The organism is Acuticoccus yangtzensis, from assembly GCF_001927245.1.
Classification (GTDB): Bacteria; Pseudomonadota; Alphaproteobacteria; order Rhizobiales; family Amorphaceae; genus Acuticoccus; species Acuticoccus yangtzensis.
The window spans coordinates 161921-182381 of record NZ_MJUX01000006.1; the positions used below are offsets into that span (position 1 = coordinate 161921).

A 20461-nucleotide genomic window follows, 5' to 3' on the forward strand; every position below is an offset into this window, starting at 1 on the left:
TAAACGCAAGCAATGATCATATGATCGAGGCGTATCCGCGCGGCGGGACCGCGCGGGCGCGTTGGAACGGAGCCGGGATGTCCCCGGCCCCGTCGGCGCGTCAGTAGTTCGACTTGATCTGCACGCAGGTGTTGGTCTGCGTGTTGTACATGCCGCACTTCAGGTCCTTCCAGTCGGACTCCAGGACTGCGGACTCGGGCAGGAAGTCGGTCCAGGCGTCGCCGTCGACTTCCTTGGTCTGGGAGATGATGTCGAACTGGCCGTCGGCGGTGATTTCACCGATGAGGACCGGCTTGGCGAGGTGGTGGTTCGGGAGCATCACCGCGGTGCCGCCGGTGAGGTTCGGGAACTCCTGGCCGATCATCGCCTGCTCGACGGCGTCGACGTCCGTGGTGCCGGCGGCTTCGACCGCGTTCACCCACATGTTGAAGCCGATATAGTGCGCTTCCATCGGGTCGTTGGTGACGCGGTCCTCGCCCATGCGCTCCTTCCACTTGGCGATGAACTCTTCGTTCGCCGGGGTGTCGGCGGACTGGAAGTAGTTCCACGCGGCGAGGTGGCCGACGAGGTTGGAGGTGTCGAGGCCGGACAGCTCTTCCTCACCGACCGAGAAGGCGACGACGGGGATGTCGTCGGCCGACACGCCCTGCGCGGCGAGCTCCTTGTAGAAGCCGATGTTCGCGTCGCCGTTGATGGTGGAGATGACGCCGACCGAGGACCCGTCGGAGGCGAGATCGGTCACCTGGGTGACGATGGTCGACCAGTCGGAGTGACCGAACGGGGTGTAGTTCACGAAGATGTTCTCTTCGGGAATGCCCTTCTCCTTGAGGTAGGCCTCGAGGATATTGTTGGTCGTGCGCGGATAGACATAGTCGGTGCCGAGCAGCGCGAACTTCTCGATGCCGAGCTCTTCGAGGAAGTAGTCGACGGCCGGGATCGCCTGCTGGTTCGGCGCGGCGCCGGTGTAGAAGACGTTCTTGGAGGACTCTTCGCCCTCATACTGGACCGGGTAGAAAAGCAGGCCGTTCAGCTCTTCGATGACCGGCAGCACGGACTTGCGCGACACCGAGGTCCAGTTGCCGAAGATCACATCGACATTGTCGACGGTCAGAAGCTGGCGGGCGAGCTCGGCGAAGCGCGGCCAGTCGGACGCGGGGTCGACGACGACCGCTTCGAGCTGGCAGCCCAGAAGGCCCCCCTTCTCGTTCTGCTCGTCGACCAGCATGAGGATGGTGTCCTTCAGCGTGGTCTCGGAGATCGCCATGGTGCCGGAGAGGGAGTGGAGGACACCCACCTTGATCGGGCACTCGGCGTCCTGCGCGGCGGCCGGCACGGCGCCGGCGGCCACGAGGGCAGCCGCGACGATTGTCTTTTTCATTGATTGCTCCTTCGACTGCGACAGATGCGCGAATCGGTTGAAGCAAGACGCTTGCCACAATCGCAGCACACAGATGCGGCAACCGAGCGCGGAGGTTGCAGCCGCGATGCCGGCCGCAGTGTGGCGAAACTGCGGCGAGATCGGTCATGTTTGCTTACGAAAGAGGCGGATCGGCCGCCCGGTGCTCAGGCGTGGCCCATCACCGGGGTCGGCGGCAGATGGGCGACGGAGAACCAATAATGCTCCATCGACCGCACCGCATCGCGGTAGCTTTCCAGCTCGAGCGGCTTCTGCATGTACGAGTTGGCGCCGAGCTCGTAGGTTTCGCTGACGTCCGAGCGGGCACGCGACGATGAGAAAATGACCACCGGGATCGAGCGCATGTCGAGGTCGGACTTGATGCCGGCGAGGACGTCTTTGCCGCTCATGTCCGGCAGGTTGAGGTCGAGGACGATGAGGTCCGGCCGGCGCTGACCCTGATAGGGCCGCTGCCCGGTGAGAAAGGCGAACGCGTCCGCCCCGCCGCCGACCACGTGGAGTTCGATGTCGCGGTCAGCAATCGCCTCGCCCATCAGAACCACGTCTGCGGGATTATCTTCGACGAGGAGGATGGACGCCGACTTGGTCATACCCTTCCACAAGACGATCATTGGAAATTTACAGGCGAGGCCGGGCCAGTTTGGTCAGCAGACCGCCTGGCGTTCGTACGATGATCTACGCACCACTGTTGGAGTATATGCTAAAAAGCCGCACAAGTGTTCACGCCGCGGCTCGTTTTACAAAATAGTTGATGTAGTAAACTCGTGCACATCTGAATAATCTTATTTTCGCCCTAAGCACAGGGTTTTAAAGGGAAAGAGCCCAACCTGCACTGACAGGGGTATGGCCGAACTCTCGATTCAATTGTAAAACTCCGCCCGTGGCCGCCAGGTATGGCATGCATGAGGTAAGCAAGTGGGCGTTGGAAACGGCAACGGACGCACCGATCAAAGCGGTGCCGAAAGTGCATTGGTCCTCATCGTCGAGGATGAAGTGCCTGTTCAGGAGCTCGTTTCCCAAATTGTGCAGCGTGAGAAATTCCGCGTCGCCTTGGCCGACAGCGTGCGCTCGGCCGAAGCGATCCTGGAAAGCGAGGATGTGACCCTCGCCCTGATCGACCTCACATTGCGTGACGGAAACGGCCTCGATCTCGTCCGCCGGCTGTCGATGGATCCCATGGTGGGGACCATCATCATGTCCGGCGCGGCGGACGACATGGACCGCATCATCGGCCTCGAAGTCGGCGCCGACGACTACGTGACGAAACCGTTCAACAACCGGGAACTCGCTGCTAGACTGCGACGTCATGCCGCACGGATCCAGTTCATCCGCGGACAGTCGGGTCCGACGTCCGAGCCCGTCGCGAACGGCAAGGCCGGTGCGTCGCTGGGCGGCTGGACGATCGACGAGTCGCGCCGCGCCGTCTACGACGAGACCGGCGACCGGGCGGCTCTGTCCGACGCGGAATTCCGCACGCTGATCAGCCTCTTCCGCAACCAGGGCGTGGTCATGAGCCGCGACGGTCTCTATCGCGAGGTCGTCGGACCCGGAGCGCGTGATCCCCTGGACCGGCGGATCGACGTCTACGTCTCAGGGTTGCGCAAAAAGCTGAAATTGAACGACCCGCATCGCATTCGGACGGTGCATGGCGTCGGATATATTTTGGACTAACCGGCAAAAACTTCGGAAGAATCGAACATTTCGGCGGGTGCATCGGACGGATTTGGCTCTTGAGGCTGGACCTATCCTCTGGTTGCACTTACAAGCTTGGAACAACCCTGAGCGGCGACAGTGAGGGTAGCCCCGGCGCAGATCCAAGCAGCGAGTTCACGATGACCGAGACTCCGAAGCCCACCGGCCCAAACCGTGAGGACGAGCTGCAGGACCTCGTCCGCGAAGAGGTGTCCCTGCTGTCGCTTCTCCTCGCGCCCAACCGGCACGGAGAAACGCTTCGCCAGAGTCTAATGCTGGCGCTCGGCCTTCCCGACCACGGCGACCCCGCCGATCAGGATGCCGGGATGATGGACCGCCACGCCGAGGCCGCCGCCTCGGTCGCCCAGCCGGACGGAGCCCACGCGGCAAATCCCGCCTCCGGAACGCCGCCAGGCTCCAGCACGGCCCCACACGGTGCCGGCGCGCGAAGACCCTGCGAAGTGCCAAGCGGCGAGGTTCCGCGCCCCACCGCCGGCCCCGGCAGCGGCAGGCTCAACGGCAGCGCCATGGGTTCCGGCCATGCGCACCCCGGCAGTATGGACGCCGGTGGCGTGGGCTCCGGCAATATGGACCACGGTGGCGAGGGCTCTGATGGCATGGGCTCCGGTGGCGACGCAGACGCACCGCTCCAAAGCTGGCCGATGGGACGGCTCGCCCTGGAACCCGGCAGAAACACGAAGCACGCCCTCGTGGCCGACGACAACACCATGGTCCGCGAGCACACCACCAAGCTCTTGGAACGCCTCGGTTACGCTGTCACCGGCGCCGAGAACGGCCCCATGGCCCTGCGCCTCCTCAAGGGCCTGCCCCGCCTGGACCTCTTGGTGACAGACGTGGTCATGCCTCTCGCCATGAACGGGCATCAGCTCGCCGAGAAGGTGAAAGAGGAGTTCCCCCACGCCGCCGTGGTCTACGTCTCCGGTTTCGCCGATCTCGGCGTCGAAGAACGCGTCGGCCTGCCGGATACGGTGAACCTTCTCGCCAAACCCTTCACGCGCAACGAATTCAACGACGCCATCCGCCTGGCAGTAATCCAGGCGCAGAACGACGCTGCCACCGCGCTGCACTGACCGACGCGGAACCGGCACAAACCGGCGCCGATCCGCCCTGCGCACACCGGCGCAAGCCGCCCTGCGCGCACCGGCGCCAATCCGCCTCGCGCGCACCGGCGACTACGCGTCCGGCACGCATAGACGCCAACCCGCCCCGCACGCAGCGGTACCGACCCACTCGGCGCAAATTCGCCCGGCGCCGACAGGCTACGACGTGCATCGCGCGCGCCGACGCCGACACGCGATGAAGATCGGCGTTAACCTGCCGCCCGCGCACCGGCGATACCGCATCCGGCAGGCACAGGCCCCAATCCGCCTCGAACAAACCGGTACAAAACCGCCTCGCACGGGCCGAGACCGATCCGCCCGGGCGTATACCGGCGCCAACGCGGTCCGCGGGCAACCGCGCCAACTCGCCCTGCGGCGCCCGCACCGCTATCAATCCGCCGCGCGGGTCATGGTCGCCGGATCGGAGAGCACCGCATCGTTACCGCGCCTACAGGCCGCCCCCGCACCTGCTGCGCCTCATTCCGCCGGTTCAGGGGCGCGTTGGCCGAGCAGGACGCGGACCGTGCGCCCGATATCGGCCCCGATGCCCAGCAAAGCCGGCACGAGGACCAGCACCAGAACCGTCGCCGAGGCGAGGCCGAACACCATCGTCACCGCCATCGGCTTCAGGAATTCGGCCGAGATCGAGCCCTCGAAAATCAGCGGTACCAGCCCGCCGATGGTCGTCAGCGAGGTGAGGAGCACCGCCCGCAGCCGGTCCGCGCTCGCCCCCACCGCCGCGCCCGCGAACGCCTCGCCCTCCACCAGACGCTCGTCGAACCGCTTCACCAGGATGATGGAATCGTTGACGAGGATACCCCCCAGGCCGAGCAGCCCGACGAACGACACGATCGTGAGGCTCATCCCCAGCGCGGCATGGCCGAGGATCGCCCCGACCGCGCCGAAGGGGATGATCAGCATCACCACCACCGGCCGCCAGTAGGAGCCGAAGACGAGCGCCAGGGTGAGGTAGATGACGGTGAGCGCCATCCAAGCCCCGGCGCGCAGATCCTCGAAAGAGCGCCGCCGCTCACGGTCGCGCCCGCCGAACTCGCCGCGCACGCCGTAGCGCGCCTCCACCATCGGCAGCACCTCCGCCGCCACACGCTCGGTCAGCGCTTGCGGGGTGATGACGTCGGCGTCCACGTCGGCGGTGACGGCGATGGTCACCGTCCCGTCGCGCCGCAGGATGGTGGAGAAGCTGTTGCGCTCGGTGACCGACACCACCTCGGACGCAGGGACGAAGCGCCCGCCCGGAGCGCGCAGGAAGAGGTCCTCCACCGCCACCGCCGCACCGCCGTCCCGCTGGCGGACACGCACAGGCACCTCCTCAGCGTCAGGCCCGATGATGAGCCGCCGCGCGATCTCCCCCTCGAACGCGCCGCGCATCTGGGCGCCGACGCTCTCCAGCGTGAAGCCCAGCGCCTCGCCGCGCGGGGTCAGGCTCAGCGCCAGCTCCGGCTTGCCGTAGGGCAGGTTGTCGGCGACGCCCGACACGCCGTCCCATGCGGAGACGATGGACATCACCTCCGTCGCCGCCAGCTTCAGCGCGGAGGGCGCGGCGCCCGTCAGCCGCAGGTCGAGGTCCCGCCCCGGCGGCCCGCCTCGCCGCTCCTCGATGGAGGCCGACTTCACGCCCGCGAGGTCCGGCAGCGCCGCCCGCCAGGCGCGCACCAGGTCGGGCGTCCTCACCTGACGCGTCTCGGACGGGGTGAGCTGCACGTTGAGCGTGGCGAGGTTGTCGCCTGTGTCCCGCCCCGCACGGCCGATGAGGGCGTAGGCGTCGGCCACAAGCGCCCCCTCCTGCGCCAACCGCGCCTCGGTGGCGAGCAGCGCCGCCTCGATCGCCTCGATGCCGGCGATGGCCGAGCCGCGCGGCGTGCCGGGGTGAAACTCCACCCGCGCGGTGACGAACTCGGACTCCGGCGACGGGAAGAAGACGAAGCGCACATGGCCGCCGCCGATATAGAGCCCGTAGACCACCACCATGATGGCGCCCACCGCGAAGGCGGCCGTGGCGTAGCGGAAGGCGTAGGTGGCGCGCACGATCGCCGTGAAGGGCCCGTCGCGGAAGGCGTTGAAGGCACGGTCGAAACCGGCGCGGAAACGGGCGAGAGGGTCCCGCGGCAGGCGCCCGGCACCGCGTGCGATGCGCCGCTCCACAAGCCCCGCCGCCGCGAGGCCGAGGAGGATCGCCACGACGGCGAGGAGCGACGGCGGCAGCGCCAGAACCGGCCGCAGGAAGGCGAGCCCCTCGGCCGCCGCCGTGCCGTTGTCGATGAGCCAGGCCGTCGCGCGGATCAGCCCGCCGATGAACGCCGCGCCGAGCCCGGCGATGACCGTGAGCCGCACGAAGCGCCCCAGCGCCAGCCGCCCGCCCCCGGTGCCTGCGCCCGTGCCTGCGCTCGTGTGGCCGGAATGGGCCAGATGCCCCGGCAGCACCAGGAAGCACTCCACCAGCGAGGCGACGATGATGGCGATCCCCACCAGAGGCAGCGCCGACATCATCTGCCCCATCACGTCGCGCATCAGGAAGATGGGTGCGAAGGCGGCGACGGTGGTGACCGACGAGGCGAGCACCGGGACCATCATCTCGGTCGCGCCGCGCACGGCGGCGTCGGCCGGGGGCACGCCGCGCTGGGCCAGCGTGTCGGCATGCTCGCCCACCACGATGGCGTCGTCGACGATGACGCCGAGCATCATGATGAGGGCGAACAGGGAGACCATGTTGAGGCTCTGCCCGCTCGCCAGCATGACCGCGAGCGTGCCGGCGAAGGCGACCGGGATGCCGAGCGCCACCCACAGGGCGATGCGCGCGTCGAGGAACACGAACAGCACCGCCAGCACCACGGCGAGGCCCTGCCAGCCGTTGGTGACGAGGATGGAGATGCGCTCCCACAGCATCTCGGTCCGCACGTCGTAGAGCTTCACGTCGAGGCTTGGGGGCAGGGTCGGGCGCACGGTCTCCACGTAGGCGCGCACGGTGCGGTCGGCGTCGAGCGCGTCGGCGGTGGGGGCGCGCTCGATGGTGATTTCGATGGCCGGGTTGCCGCCCCGCAGGCCAGAGACGGAGCCGCGCGCAAAACCTTCCGCCACGTCGGCCACGTCGCGAACCGTGATGGCCTCGCCGTTGGCCAGCGCACGGACGGGGAAGGCGGCGATGGCGTCCGGCGTGTCGCCCGCGGCCAGCACCCTCACCTGCCGCTCGACCACCCCCTCGACGACGCCGGACGGCCGGTCCCTCGTGTTCGCGCGCACCGCGGCGGCGACGTCCTCCACGGTGAGGCCGAGGCGCAGGAGGTCCGCCTCGCGCGTGTCGACGACGATCTCGCGGTCGCGCGCGCCGCCGATGGTCACGCGGTCGAGCCCTTCGGCCAAAAGCCCGTCGCGGATACGCCGCGCGAACACCTGCAGCGCGGCTTCCGAGAAGGGGCCGGACACCGACACCTTGGCGACGGGATCGCGCAGCGTGTCGAAGCGCACGACGGGCGTTTCGGTCTCCTCCGGCAGCGTGGTGATGGCGTTGATCGCCTGTTCCACGTCGGAGAAGGCCTTCTGCATGTCGCTGCCGGCCTCGAACTCGATGGTGGTGTTGGCGGAGCCTTCGCGCGCGGTGGAGCGGACGGTGTCGACCCCGGTGAGATAGCGCACCGCCGGCTCCACGGCAGAGAGGATGTTGTCCGACACGTCCTCCGCGCTGGCGCCGGGCCAGCGGATGGTCACCTCGACCTGCGACAGGTTGGTCGGCGGCCAGAAGCGCGTGGTGAGGCCGGACAAGGCGAAGATGCCGAGCGCCAGCATGAGCGCCATCAACAGGTTGGCGGCGTTGGGATGGCGGGCGAAGCCGCCGATGAGACGGTTCATCAGGACGGCTCGCGGGCGGCGGCGGATGCGCCGGGCCCATCCGCCGGGGCGAGCTCGACGCGGCGCACCTTCAGCCCCTCCCCCGCCTCGGCGAGGTGGGTGGTGACCAGCACCTCGCCGGGCCTCAGCGGACCGCGGACGATGACCTCGTCCCCGTCGCGCGCCAGCACGGTGACCGGGCGGCGCACCAGGCGGTCCTCGTCGCCGATGACGAAGACGTGGTCGCCATAGAGCGCGGCGGCCGGGATGCGGGCGGCGCCGGGGTGCGCGCGATCGGGCACGGACACTTCCACGAAGGCGCCGGGGCGCGGCACGGCCCCCGCGGGTATCGCCAGCCGGGCATAGACGTCGACGCCTCCGGTATCGCTTTCGACCTCGGCGCCGATGCGCTCGATGGCGGCGCTATAGGTCAGCGGAACGTCGCCGATGGCCCATGCGACCTCCACCTCGGCGCCGATCAGCGAGCCGCCGGCGACGAGGCGGCCATAGCGCGCGTCGGACAGGACGAAGCGGACCTCCAGCGCGTCGGCCCGCACCAGGGTCACGGCCACGTCGTTGGCGGCGAAGATGCGGCCGAGCGCCGCGGTCTCGCTCTCGACGATGCCGCGGAAGGGCGCGGTGAGCACGGTGTCCTCCAGCGCGCGCTCGGCCTCGGCGACAGCCCATTCCAGCCGCTCGATGGCGGCGCGCTGCTGCTCCAGCCGGGCCTCCTCGCCCTCCAGATTGTAGCGCGCCTCGTCCTCGGACAGGCGGCGCTGGCTGACGATCAGGCGCCGCTCGTCGACGGCGCGGTCGGTGATGGTGCCGGTGCGAAGCTGCGTTGCGCGTTCGAGGTCGCGTTCGGCGAGGTCGCGCTGCTCGCGGGTGCGGTCCAGCGCGCTCCTCGCCATGGCGATGCGGCTTTCGGCCTCGCGGGCGGCGGCCTCGGCCTCGCGCAGCTGGGCGCGCGCTTCGGTGAGGGCGCCCTCGTAGGCGAAGGGGTCGATGGTGACGAGCGCCTCGCCCTCGTCCACCACGGCGCCGACGGCAAGGCGCGGGTGCATGTCCACCACGCGGCCGGGCGAGGCGACGCGCAGCTCGGCCCTCTCCCGCGCCACAACCTCGCCGAACGCGCGCAGGGTGGCGCGGTGGGTGCCGAGGGTAATGTCCTCGGCGGTGACGGAGTAGACCGTCTCGGCCCGGCCGGCCGCGCCGTGCGGCATCTGCGGCCGGTCGGCGACGAGGCGGTTCGTCCACGTGAAGGCGGCGAACAGGATGACGGCCGGGAGCACCGCCTGGGCGAGAAGACGGGCCGTGCGGGCCGCCATACGCCTCATGACGATACTCCCGGCCGGGAGACGGGCTCTGCCACCGACGGCCCCGTCAGTGGGGTTTGCCGCGCGGGGCGAGCGTTTCCGGCTCGAAGACGTAGTGGGTGTTGCAGAACTCGCATGTCACCTTGATCGCACCGTCCTCGACCATCGAGGCGCGGTCCTCCTCACTGAACTGGCCCAGCATCACCTGGATCCGCTCATTGGAGCAGTGACACTCTGCACTCAGGCTGAACGGGTCGAAAACCCGCACGTCGCGCTCGTTGAAGAGGCGCAGGAGGAGCCGCTCGGCGGTGATCTCCGGGTCGACCAGCTCGTGGTCCTGCGCGCTCTGGGTGCGGGCGGCGGCCTCGATCCATGCGTCGTCTTCGTCCCTCTCGTCGCGCGCGGCATCGTCCGGCGCGTCGCCGGGGTCGATGTCGTGGACGACGATGCGCTCGGCCGCCTCCGGCAGGAACTGCACGGTGACGCCGCCGCCCCGCCAGACGCGGCGCGGCTCCTCGCCGGGGCGGCGCTCCAGCGTCTCGGCGACGGCGAGGCGCACCATGGTCGGGATCTGCTCGGACTGGGTGAAGTAGGCGTGGGCCACCTCCTCCAGGCTCTTTCCGGTCATCTCCACGACGCCCTGGTAGCGGCGCACGGTGTCGCGCGGGTCGATGGTGAGGGCCATCGTGCCGGTGCCGACGAGGTCGGCCAAGTCCGGATTCTCGGCGAGCGCCGCGACGGCGTCCGCATCGAAGCGGGCGTAACCGCGCAGGCTGTCGGGCGAGGTATAGTCTGTGACGATGAGCGAGACGGGGCCGTCGGTCTGGATCTGGAGGATCACGCGGCCCTCCATCTTCAGTGCGGTGGCGAAGAGGACGTTGAGGATGATGGCTTCGCCGAGGAGGCGCGAGACGGCGGGCGGATAGTCGTGCCGGCGCAGGATGTCGTCGAGGGACGACCCGAGCCGGGCGACACGGCCGCGCACGTCGAGCGCATCGACGGCGAACGGGAGGACACAATCGTCGGCAGTGGCGGTCACGGCGAGCCTTTGAATCTGGGACGCAAGGTGGATTTGGAGCGCAGGGATCCGAAACGCGAAACATCTGCCGCCGGCCCGAAGGCACGGCGTGCAAAGCGGACTCTGCGGTCGGGCAGACCCTCTATATAGGTGTTGCAGCACGGGACGCCACAGCCGCCCCCGCCCGGTCTGCCCCCCCTCCGGCCCGGCACGCCCCGCTCGTCCGACTGGCCCGGCTTACCCGCTCGTCCGGCTGCCGGCACAGCCTCTCGTCCGGCTGGCCCGGAACAGCCTCTCGTCCCGCGCGCCGAGGCGAGGGGGTCCCCTGCCGCCTGTTCCTCGGAGCCACCGTCGCGCCAATCCCTTGGCGGAGGCGGTGGTGCGCCATCAAGGGGCCGCAGGCCGGCTTCAGCCGCTTGCCCTTGATGGTGTGCCGCCGTCTCTGCCATGCGGTGCAGTGCGGCGGTGGGTTCGAGGAGCGGGCGGCACTCCCCTGTTCCTTGGTGGACCCGAGCCCCTTCGGCACCGCGCCCCGGCGATGCGGCTCTGAGGCGCGATGCTGCACACGGCCACGAAAAACCCCGGCGCGCGGGAAGCGCACCGGGGTCGCCGGAACGGTGTCGTCGGGGCGGAGCGTCGCAGCAGTGTGCGGCGTCAGCCGAGCCGGTCGAACACGTAGGCCAGGATCGCCTTCTGGGCGTGGACGCGGTTCTCGGCCTCGTCGAACACGGCCGAGCGCGGACCGTCCATCACGGCGTTGGTGACCTCCTCGCCGCGGTGGGCGGGAAGGCAGTGCATGAAGATGGCGGACGGCCCCGCCTCCTCCATCAGCGCCTCGTCCACCTGGTAGGGGCGGAAGACGTGGCGCCGCTCCTCCTCGTCCTCGTCGCCCATGGAAGCCCAGGCGTCGGTCACCACGACGTCACAGCCGCGCACGGCCTCCTTCGGGTCGGTGCCGACGGTCACGTCCGCGCCGAGGCGGCGGGCGGTGTCGACCACGGTCGGGCGGAGCGCGAACTCCGGCGGCGTCGCGATACGCATCTTGAAGCCGAGCTTGGGCGCGGCCTCCAGCAACGTCGACAAGACGTTGTTGCCGTCGCCCACCCAGGCGAGCGTCTGCTCGGCCAGCGGGCCGACCCGCTCCTCGATGGTGATGAGGTCGGCGATGATCTGGCACGGATGCGACCGGCGCGTGAGGCCGTTGATCACCGGCACCTCGGCCGCCTCGGCGAAGGTGGTGAGGCCGCCGTGGTCCAGCATGCGGATCATCACCGCCGAGACGTAGCGCGACAGCACCTTGGCGGTGTCCGAGAGGGACTCGCCGCGGCCGAGCTGCATCTCGTCCCCGGAGGCGACGATGGTGTCGCCGCCAAGCTCACGCATGGCGAGATCGAACGAGAAGCGGGTGCGCGTGGACGGCCGCTCGAACAGCATGGCGAGCGTCTTGCCGCGCAGCCGGTCGGTGCGGATGCGCCCTTCGGCCTTGACCCGGTGGCCTTCGTCCAGAATGGCCCGCAGCGCCTCGGGCGACTGAGACGCGATGTCGAGAAAATGCTTGGGGCTCATGCGCCGGCCTTATCCTTGTTCGTCTCGAGCGCCACGGCGGCCGCTTCCAGCCGCCGGGTCGCTTCACGCAAATCCTCTTCCGTGGCGACGAGGCCGGGGAGGAAACGCACCACATTGTCCCCCGCGGGGATGATGAGCAGCCCCGCGTCGCGCGCGGCCAGCGTCACGTCGCCGGCCGGCGCGCGGCATTTCACGCCGATCATCAGGCCCTCGCCGCGGACGGTCTCGTAGATGTCCGGATGGCTGTCGACCACGCCGGAGAGCGCCTGCATCAGGAAGGTGCCCTTGCGGCGCACCTCGTCCAGGAAGCCGTCGGCCAACACCACGTCGAGCACCGCGTTGGCGGCGGCGCAGGCGAGCGGCGTGCCGCCGAAGGTGGTGCCGTGGGTGCCCGGCGTCATCACCGTGCCGACCGCCTCGGTGGTGAGGCAGGCGCCGATCGGGAAGCCGCCGCCGAGGCCCTTGGCGGAGGATAGGATGTCGGGCGTCGTGCCCAGCGCCTCGTAGGCGAAGAGCGTGCCGAAGCGGCCGACGCCGGTCTGCACCTCGTCGAAGATGAGGAGAAGCCCTTGCGCGTCACAGATGCGCCGCAGCTCGGCCAGGACCGCGCGGTCGATCACCTTCACGCCGCCCTCGCCCTGCACCGGCTCGATCATGATCGCCGCCGTCTCGGGGCCGATGACCGCCTTCAGCGCGTCCATGTCACCGAGCTCGACCTTGTCGAATCCGGGCGCGGGGTCGCCGAAGCCTTCCTGATATTTCGGCACGCCGGTGGCGGCGAGCGCCCCCAGGGTGCGGCCGTGGAAGGCGCCGGTGAAGGTGACGATGCGCGTCCGCTCCGGGCGGCCGTTCACATAATGATAGCGGCGCGCGCACTTGATCGCGGCCTCGTTCGCCTCGGCGCCCGAGTTGCAGAAGAAGACGCGGTCCGCGAAGGAGTGCTCGACCAGCCGATCGGCCAGCCGCTCCTGCTCGGGGATCCGGTAGAGGTTGGACGTGTGCCAGACCTTCTCGACCGCCTCTTTCATCTTGGCGACGAGGTGCGGATGGGCGTGCCCCACGGAGGTGACGGCGATGCCGGACCCCATGTCGAGGTATCGTCGCCCATCCGAGCCCTGAAGCCAGACACCTTCGCCGGTCTCGAAGGAGATGTCGGCGCGGCCATAGTTCGGGAACAGGCTGTTGATCGTCATGGGGTAACTCGCGGTTTTGCGAAAGATTGTCCCCAGCTCCGTCAAGGCCAGCGGGGGACAGGCGGGCTTTCTTTCCGATGGTTGGGGAAAAAGCAAGGTTTGAGTCGCGGCGGACTCGGCGACTCTAGACCGCGAATCGCCAAATCTCTTACGATTCTGGACGTAGCGTTAGGACAGCGACGGACTCACACTTGGTCAAGCCCCCTCTGCGGCTGTGGATCAAGCTGTGAATCGGTCGTGAACAAAGGGATGAGGCGATGAGCTGGACCGACGAGCGAATCGAGGTTTTGCGCAAGATGTGGGCAGAGGGCATGTCCGCGTCCCAGATCGCCAACTCTCTTGGTGGTGTCACGCGCAATGCGGTGATCGGCAAGATCCACCGTCTCGGCTTGTCGGGCCGGGTCAAGGCGCCGCAGGCGGGCCGCGCCCGTCCGCGACCGGCGGCCGCATCCGCTGCCGCACCGCCGCCGCCGGTGGCCAAGCCCGCCCCTGCCCCGCGCGTGATGGCCGCGGGGGCGCTGGCGGTGAAGGTGGTGGAGCAGCCGGAGATGGAGGTCGCCCCCGCGCCCGCCGCCATCGTCGCGTTTTCCGAAGGGATCGGCCTCATGGACCTGTCCCACTCCACGTGCCGCTGGCCGGTGGGTGATCCGTCGTCGGCCGACTTCCGCTTCTGCGGCTGCAAGGTCGGCGCGGGCGACATTTATTGCCGCCCCCATGCCGAGCAGGCCTTTCCGGCCCGCAAACCCTCGCGCTGATTCACCGGCGCGCCGGGCGCGCCGCATCTCGACGGCGCCGCGGCGCCGAGACGAGACGAGGCGGCCGACGCGCCGCCATGACGGGTGAGGGCCGATCTGCCGCCGTCACGACGTGAGCCCGGCAGCAGCGCCGCCAGGCCGAAGCGTCAGAGCCCCCGGCGGGCCACTCTCAGTGAATGTGGAACTGGTCGTTGAAGGCGTAGCCCGCGCCGCGCACCGTGCGGATGGGGTCCTTCGCCTTGCCGCGGTTGATCGCCTTGCGCAGCCGGCCGACGTGGACGTCCACCGTGCGCTCATCGACGTAGACGTCCCGCCCCCACACACCGTCCAGAAGCTGCTCGCGCGAGAAGACGCGGCCGGGCGACTGCATCAGGAACTCCAACAGGCGGAACTCGGTCGGGCCGAGATGCACCTCGCGCGTCGCACGGCGGACGCGGTGCGTGGTACGGTCGAGCTCGATGTCGCCCGCCTTCAGCATCGTCGATACTACGGCGGGTTTGGAGCGGCGCAGGATGGCGCGCACGCGGGCCATCAGCTCCGGCGTGGAGAAGGGCTTCACCACATAATCGTCGGCGCCGGTGGCAAGGCCGCGGATGCGCTCCGTCTCCTCGCCGCGCGCCGTCAGCATGATGATCGGCAGGTTCTCCGACTGCGGCCGCGAGCGCAGGCGGCGGCAGAGCTCGATGCCTGACAGGCCCGGCAGCATCCAGTCCAGGATGAGGAGATCGGGCAGGTTCTCCTGCAGCTTGATCTCCGCCTCGTCGCCGCGCATGGCGCTGTCGACCGCGTAGCCCTCGGCTTCGAGGTTGTAGCGCAGGACGAGCTGCAGCGGCTCCTCGTCCTCGACGATCATCACCTGGGGCAAGGTCATCGGCCTCCGTCGCGCTTGCGGGTGTCGGCCCAGTCCGCCGACAGGTAGGACGTCGAGTCCATCTTCACCCGCGTGTCCACCGGCTGCTCGCCGGTGATGAGATAGTGGATGTTCTCGGCGATGTTCGTCGCGTGATCACCGATCCGCTCGATGTTCTTGGCGCAGAACAACAGGTGCGTGCAGAAGGTGATGTTCCGCGGATCTTCCATCATATAGGTCAACAGCTCGCGGAAGATCGAGGTGTAGATGGCATCCACCTCGTCGTCGCGGCTGCGCACGTCGAGCGCGGCCGAAAGATCCTGCGTGGCGAAGGCGTCGAGTACCACCTTCAACTGCTCGAGCGCGATGTCCGACATGTGCTCCATGCCGAGCGCGACGCGGGCGGGGAAGGTCCGCCCCTCGATCGCCATGACGCGCTTGGCGTTGTTCTTGGCGAGATCGCCGACGCGCTCCAGGTCGGCGGAGATGCGCATCGCCGCCACCAGCTCGCGCAGCGCCTTGTCGGCCGGGCGGTGGGCCGCGATCAGCTCCACCGCGTGATTTTCGACGCTGCGCTGCATGGCGTCGAGCCGCTGGTCCGCGGCGATGACACCGCGCGCCCGCTCGGGCTCGATGCGCGTGAGGGCGGTGACGGAGTCCATGACGAGGTGCTCGGCGAGGCCGCCCATCTCGGCCACTTCGGCCGCAAGGCTCACCAGCGCCCGCTCGCGATGATCGTCCATCACACTCACCCCCATCACTCTTTTTCTCTCCCTGACATCCAGGCTGTCGCGCCGGTCATGAGGCGCCGGGCCGACGTCCGGCGCCGCTCTCATCACTTAGCCGAAGACGCCCGAAATATAGTCCTTCGTGCGCGGCTCCTGCGGGTCCTCGAAGATCGTCTTCGTCGGCCCCTCCTCGACGAGATCGCCGAGGTGGAAGTAGGCGGTGCGGTCGGACACGCGCTGCGCCTGGCTCATCGAGTGCGTCACGATGATGATCGTATAATTCTGCTTCAGCTCGTGGATCAGCTCTTCCACGGTGCCGGTGGCGATCGGGTCGAGCGCGGAGCACGGCTCGTCCATGAGGATCACTTCCGGCGACACGGCGATGGCGCGGGCGATGCAAAGGCGCTGCTGCTGACCGCCCGACAGGCCGGTGCCCGGCTCGTGCAGGCGGTCCTTCACCTCGTTCCACAGGCCGGCGCGGGCGAGCGAGCGCTCGACGATCTCGTCGAGGTCCGCCTTCTTGGAGGCGAGGCCGTGGATGCGCGGACCGTAGACGATGTTCTCGTAGATCGACTTGGGGAACGGATTCGGCTTCTGGAACACCATGCCGACGCGGGCACGCAGCAACACCACGTCGAGCGCGTGATCGTTGAGATCCTCGCCGTCCATGTTGAGCTGCCCCAGAACGCGGCAGCCCGGAATGGTGTCGTTCATGCGGTTGAAGCAGCGCAGGAAAGTGGACTTGCCGCAGCCGGACGGGCCGATGAAGGCCGTCACCGCCTGGGCCGGGATGTCGATCGACACCCCGTGCACCGCTTCCTTCGTGCCGTAGATGACCGAGACGTCCTTCGCCTCGATCTTGGTCTCCCGCGCTACGGGGTCCGGACGCCGGATGGTGGCGAAACGGTTGTGGGCGTGCGGGTTCTTGGTCTTCGGCGCTTCGACGGCCGTATCGACTGCTGCCATGATCGGGGTCCTTGTTACCAGCGGCGCTCGAAGCGGTGGCGCATCAGAATGGCGAGTGCGTTCAGCGTGATCATCACGCCGAGCAGCACGAGGATGGCCGCGGCGGTGCGCGACTCGAAGAAGTTGCGGTTCTCGTTGCCCTGCCAGAGGTAGATCTGCACCGGCAGCGCGGACGCCTGGTCCAGCGGAGTCGACGGCACCGACGCCACGAAGGCGTTCATGCCGATGAGGAGCAGCGGCGCCGTCTCGCCCAGCGCCTGGGCGACGCCGATGATGGCACCCGTCAGCATGCCGGGGACCGCGAGCGGCAGGGTGTGGTGGAACATCGCCTGCGTCGGCGAAGCGCCGATGCCGAGCGCCGCCTGGCGGATCGACGGCGGCACCGCACGAAGCGCCGCACGGGAGGCGATGATGACGGTGGGCAGCGTCATCAAGGAGAGAACGAGGCCGCCGACGAGGGGCGCCGACAACGGCAGCCCGAGGAAGTTGATGAACACCGCCGCGCCGAGCAGGCCGAAGACGATCGACGGCACCGCGGCGAGGTTGTTGATGTTCACCTCGATGAGGTCGGTCAGCCGGTTCTTGGGCGCGAACTCTTCCAGATAGATCGCCGCCATGACGCCGACCGGGACGGCGACGGTCATGACGATGAGCATCATCATCACCGAGCCGACCATGGCGCCGAGCAGGCCCGCCGTCGCGCCGGAGGAGCGCGAGTCGACGTTGGTGAAGATCGACGAGGCGAAATTCATCTCGATGACGCCGCGATCGTAGAGCGCGTCGGCCCACTCTTGCTGCTCGGGGCTGAGCTGCTGCATGCGCTGCGGCAGGTCGCGGTCGATGTTGCCCTTCAGCCAGGTGTCGACGTTCTCGTTCGCCACCAGCGCCACCGGAACCGTGGTGCCGATGATCGACGGATCCGCCTCCACCAGCGCCGCCAGCTCGTAGCGCGCGTTGGCGTTGACGAGGCCGTAGACATTGCGCGTCTCGGACGGATCGCCCGCCGCCGGGATCTCGGCCGCGATGGCGCTCTGCACCAGACGGTCGAACCGGGCACGGCGCAGGCCGCGGATCCAGGCGTTGACGTTGTCCAGATGCTCGGCCGCGGACTGGCCGGGCTGCTGGACGGGGCGCGGGTCGATGTCGATCACCTCGGGGTCGAAGTTGATCTCGAGATGAAGGGTCGCCTGCCAGAAGGCCGGAACGCCCTTGTAGAGGATCGACCCGAAGAGGACGAAGACCAGGGCGATACCGATCAGGATGGCGCCGAGGCCGACCGCGCGGAACGTCGTTTCCGAGCGGTGACGTTTGGCCAGCTTCGCCTGGACCAGATCGCGGTTGGATTTCTTCTCGGACATGGCTTCCGTTGCTGTGGTTGTCGTCGCCATCGATCCTACTCGTATTGTTCGCGATATTTGCGGACGATGTAGATGGCCACCACGTTGAGGCAGAGCGTGATGACGAAGAGCGTGAGGCCGAGCGCGAAGGCCACCAGCGACTGCGGCGACGCGAAATCGGTGTCGCCGGTGAGCTGGTTGACGATGGTCACGGTGACCGTGGACACCGCCTCGAAGGGGTTCGCGGTGAGGACCGGCGAATTGCCCGCCGCCAGCACCACGATCATGGTTTCGCCGATGGCCCGCGACACGGCCAGCAGGAAGGCGCCGACGATGCCGGGAAGCGCCGCCGGAAGGATCACGCGGCGGATCGTCTCGGAGCGCGTGGCGCCGAGGCCATAGGAGCCGTCACGCAGCGACTGCGGCACCTGGGAAATGATGTCGTCCGACAGCGAGGACACGAAGGGGATGATCATGATCCCCATCACGATGCCCGCGGTGAAGGCGGATGTTGCGTTGATGTCGAGGCCGACGGCATCGCCCATCGTCGAGAGGAAGGGGCCGACGGTGAAGGCAGCGAAGATGCCGTAGACGATGGTCGGGATGCCGGCGAGCACCTCCAGCATCGGCTTGGCGACGAAGCGGAACTTCGGCCCGGCATATTCGGACAGGTACACCGCCGCCATCAGGCCGATCGGCACCGCGACGATCATCGCGATGATGGTGATCATCAACGTGCCCCAGAGGAGCGGCAGAAGGCCGAAATCGCCCTGCCCACCGTGGCCCGTCGTCGAAAAGCGCGGGTTCCAGGAGGTGCCGAGGAAGAAGTCGATCGGGTTGACGAAGGTGAAGAAGCGCACCGCCTCGCCCAGCACCGAAAGGACGATGCCGACGGTGGTGAGCACCGCGATCGCCGAGCAGGTGATCAGCAGCATCTCGATGGCGGTTTCGATGCGGTTGCGGGCGCGGAACTCGGGGGAGATCCTCGTGCGCGCGACCAGCGTGCCGGCGACGGCGGCGACGGCGATGAGCGCGACCAGCGCCATCTTGCCGATCCACTCGACGTTCTTCAGCGCGGCGGCGGCCTGGACCTGGTAGGGGGCCGGCTCGCCGAACATGCCGAACCCGCCGGCGATGCTCTCGACCTGCCGCGTCTGGTTGGCGAGCTCGGCGGCATCGTTCAGCACCTCCTGCGGGAAGTAGGACTGAATGATCACCGTCTCGATCGTCGGCGTGATCAAGGAATAGACGATGAAGATGATCGCCGCCGGGATCGCGCACCACAGGACGAGGTAGAGGCCATAATAAGGCGGGCGGGAGTGCAGCTTCTCGCCCGTCTGGCTGGCGACGCGGCGGCTCGCGGCCGCCCCCCAGGTGTAGACGAAACTCAGCGCGATCAAGACGATCGCCAGGGTGATGAATGTGTTCACGTCAGGGCCAAACCTTCGCTCGGCGGTTCAACATGCGCGGGGCCTGAAGGGGCCGGGCCGCGTCCGGCGTCGGGTGTGCGGCCAGAGCCGCGAAGCAAACGCCGACCGCGAAGGGCGGCCGGCGCTCTGGTGAGGCAAGGGCGCCGGTCAGCGCCCCATACCACAGGTTCGCTTAGAGGGAGACGTTGGTCTTGTTCTCGATCGCTTCGACCTGCGCCTCGCGCTCGTCGGCGGAGAGCGGGATCAGGCCGGCGTCGGAGAGGACCGAATTCTCGCCCGAGATCTCCTCGGAGACGAAGAACAGCGCGTAGTCCTGCAGGCCGGGGATCACGCCGACATGCTCGCCCTTGATGTAGAAGAAGAGCGGGCGGGACACCGGATACTCGCCGGTCGCGATAGTCTCCATGGAGGGCTCGACACCGTCGACGGTGGCGACCTGGAGGCGGTCACGGTTCTGCTCGTAGAAGGACAGGCCGAAGACGCCGAGGGCGTTCGGCTGCGCGTCGAGACGGCCGAGCGTCTCGGTGTAGTCGCCGGCGACTTCGATCACGCGGCCATCCTGGCGGAAGGCGAGGCAGGACTCTTCGCCCGCGTCACCCATGGCGGTGATGACGTCGAAGGACTCGCAGCCGTCGATGACGACCTTCTCTTCGAACACTTCGCGGGTGCCGTGGTTGGTGCCCGGGATCACGAGGGTGATCTCCTGGTCCGGCAGCGAGGAGTCGATCTGGTTCCAGTTGGTGTAGGGATTGTCGGCCAGCTCGCCGTCGACCGGCACCTGGGCGGCGATCGCCTGGTAGACCTGGGCCGGGGTCAGCTCGAAGTGGCCGGTCTCGACGTCGGAGGCGAAGACGATGCCGTCATAGCCGATCTTGACTTCGATGATGTTGGCGACGCCCGCTTCGCCGCAGGAGTCGATCTCGCCCTGGCGGATCTGACGCGAGGCGTTGGCGATGTCGATGGTGTTCTCACCGACGCCGGCGCAGAACTGGCGCAGGCCGCCCGAGGAACCGCCGGAACCGACGACCGGGGTGTTGAACTCGGGGTAAGCGTTGCCGAACTCTTCGGCGACGATCGAGGCGAACGGCAGGACCGTCGAAGAGCCGGCGATCTGGATGGTGTCGCGGGTCTGGGCGGCCGCACCGGTGGCGACGAGCGCGCCGGTGGCGGCAAGCGCGGCAAGGCTGGTGAATTTCACGGGGATGCTCCCTCGAGTTGAACTCGTGTGG

The 20461-nt window shown here is 68.3% G+C and carries 16 protein-coding genes; 3 read left to right on the forward strand and 13 right to left on the reverse strand.

The genetic code is table 11. The annotated features are described in order from the left end of the window. Nucleotides 1-100: 100 nt before the first annotated feature. Together urtA and BIX52_RS15545 are read right to left on the reverse strand one after the other, a co-directional pair. Complete coding sequence (gene urtA / locus BIX52_RS15540; protein WP_075222003.1) at nt 101-1378, reverse strand: urea ABC transporter substrate-binding protein; 1278 nt, start codon at nt 1376-1378, stop codon at nt 101-103. A 185-nt stretch (nt 1379-1563) separates the two neighbouring features. Further along, nucleotides 1564-2007 carry a response regulator gene (locus BIX52_RS15545; protein ID WP_075222004.1) on the reverse strand — a complete coding sequence of 148 codons (444 nt, stop codon included), beginning with the start codon at nt 2005-2007 and terminating at the stop codon, nt 1564-1566. A gap of 325 nt (nt 2008-2332) precedes the next feature. Between BIX52_RS15545 and BIX52_RS15550 the strand changes: the two genes are divergently transcribed. Together BIX52_RS15550 and BIX52_RS15555 are read left to right on the forward strand one after the other, a co-directional pair. Continuing rightward, the gene (locus BIX52_RS15550; protein ID WP_083660322.1) at nt 2333-3088 is read left to right on the forward strand and encodes a response regulator transcription factor; all 756 of its coding nucleotides are present in this window, start codon (nt 2333-2335) and stop codon (nt 3086-3088) included. Between the two features lie 161 nt (nt 3089-3249). After that, a complete protein-coding gene (locus BIX52_RS15555; protein ID WP_075222006.1) occupies nt 3250-4200 on the forward strand; it encodes a response regulator in 951 nt (316 codons plus the stop codon). 507 nt (nt 4201-4707) lie between these two features. On the opposite strand, the gene BIX52_RS15560 is transcribed toward BIX52_RS15555, so the two are convergent. The 5 genes from BIX52_RS15560 to BIX52_RS15580 form a co-directional block, all read right to left on the reverse strand. After that, nucleotides 4708-8094, reverse strand: a complete 3387-nt coding sequence (locus tag BIX52_RS15560; RefSeq protein WP_075222007.1) for an efflux RND transporter permease subunit — start codon at nt 8092-8094, stop codon at nt 4708-4710. Next, nucleotides 8094-9410: an efflux RND transporter periplasmic adaptor subunit gene (locus tag BIX52_RS15565; protein ID WP_083660324.1), complete on the reverse strand. Its 1317-nt coding sequence runs from the start codon at nt 9408-9410 to the stop codon at nt 8094-8096. Before BIX52_RS15565 ends, BIX52_RS15560 begins: the two co-directional genes overlap by 1 nt. A 46-nt stretch (nt 9411-9456) precedes the next feature. Then, entirely contained in the window at nt 9457-10428 is a 972-nt protein-coding gene (locus BIX52_RS15570; RefSeq protein WP_245803212.1) for an Hsp33 family molecular chaperone, read from the reverse strand. Between the two features lie 633 nt (nt 10429-11061). Continuing rightward, the gene (gene argF / locus BIX52_RS15575) at nt 11062-11973 is read right to left on the reverse strand and encodes an ornithine carbamoyltransferase (protein ID WP_075222008.1); all 912 of its coding nucleotides are present in this window, start codon (nt 11971-11973) and stop codon (nt 11062-11064) included. After that, nucleotides 11970-13166 carry an aspartate aminotransferase family protein gene (locus BIX52_RS15580; RefSeq protein WP_075222009.1) on the reverse strand — a complete coding sequence of 399 codons (1197 nt, stop codon included), beginning with the start codon at nt 13164-13166 and terminating at the stop codon, nt 11970-11972. Before BIX52_RS15580 ends, argF begins: the two co-directional genes overlap by 4 nt. Before the next feature lie 257 nt (nt 13167-13423). On the opposite strand from BIX52_RS15580, the gene BIX52_RS15585 reads away from it, so the two are divergent. After that, nucleotides 13424-13921, forward strand: a complete 498-nt coding sequence (locus BIX52_RS15585; protein ID WP_075222010.1) for a GcrA family cell cycle regulator — start codon at nt 13424-13426, stop codon at nt 13919-13921. A gap of 169 nt (nt 13922-14090) precedes the next feature. Here BIX52_RS15585 and phoB read toward each other — a convergent pair whose 3' ends face one another. The 6 genes from phoB to BIX52_RS15615 all read right to left on the reverse strand — a co-directional run bounded on the left by phoB (nt 14091) and on the right by BIX52_RS15615 (nt 20430). Then, nucleotides 14091-14792, reverse strand: a complete 702-nt coding sequence (gene phoB, locus BIX52_RS15590) for a phosphate regulon transcriptional regulator PhoB (RefSeq protein WP_208990493.1) — start codon at nt 14790-14792, stop codon at nt 14091-14093. After that, complete coding sequence (gene phoU, locus BIX52_RS15595; protein ID WP_245803216.1) at nt 14789-15529, reverse strand: phosphate signaling complex protein PhoU; 741 nt, start codon at nt 15527-15529, stop codon at nt 14789-14791. The genes phoB and phoU overlap by 4 nt, the downstream gene beginning before the upstream one ends. An 81-nt stretch (nt 15530-15610) precedes the next feature. Next, nucleotides 15611-16465, reverse strand: a complete 855-nt coding sequence (pstB, locus tag BIX52_RS15600) for a phosphate ABC transporter ATP-binding protein PstB (protein ID WP_083660326.1) — start codon at nt 16463-16465, stop codon at nt 15611-15613. 14 nt (nt 16466-16479) lie between these two features. Continuing rightward, nucleotides 16480-17823: a phosphate ABC transporter permease PstA gene (gene pstA, locus BIX52_RS15605; protein WP_205647779.1), complete on the reverse strand. Its 1344-nt coding sequence runs from the start codon at nt 17821-17823 to the stop codon at nt 16480-16482. A gap of 35 nt (nt 17824-17858) precedes the next feature. Then, nucleotides 17859-19232 carry a phosphate ABC transporter permease subunit PstC gene (gene pstC, locus BIX52_RS15610; protein ID WP_083551151.1) on the reverse strand — a complete coding sequence of 458 codons (1374 nt, stop codon included), beginning with the start codon at nt 19230-19232 and terminating at the stop codon, nt 17859-17861. A gap of 172 nt (nt 19233-19404) precedes the next feature. Further along, nucleotides 19405-20430, reverse strand: coding sequence for a substrate-binding domain-containing protein (locus BIX52_RS15615; RefSeq protein ID WP_075222013.1), 1026 nt, complete (start codon nt 20428-20430; stop codon nt 19405-19407). Nucleotides 20431-20461 lie beyond the last annotated feature (31 nt).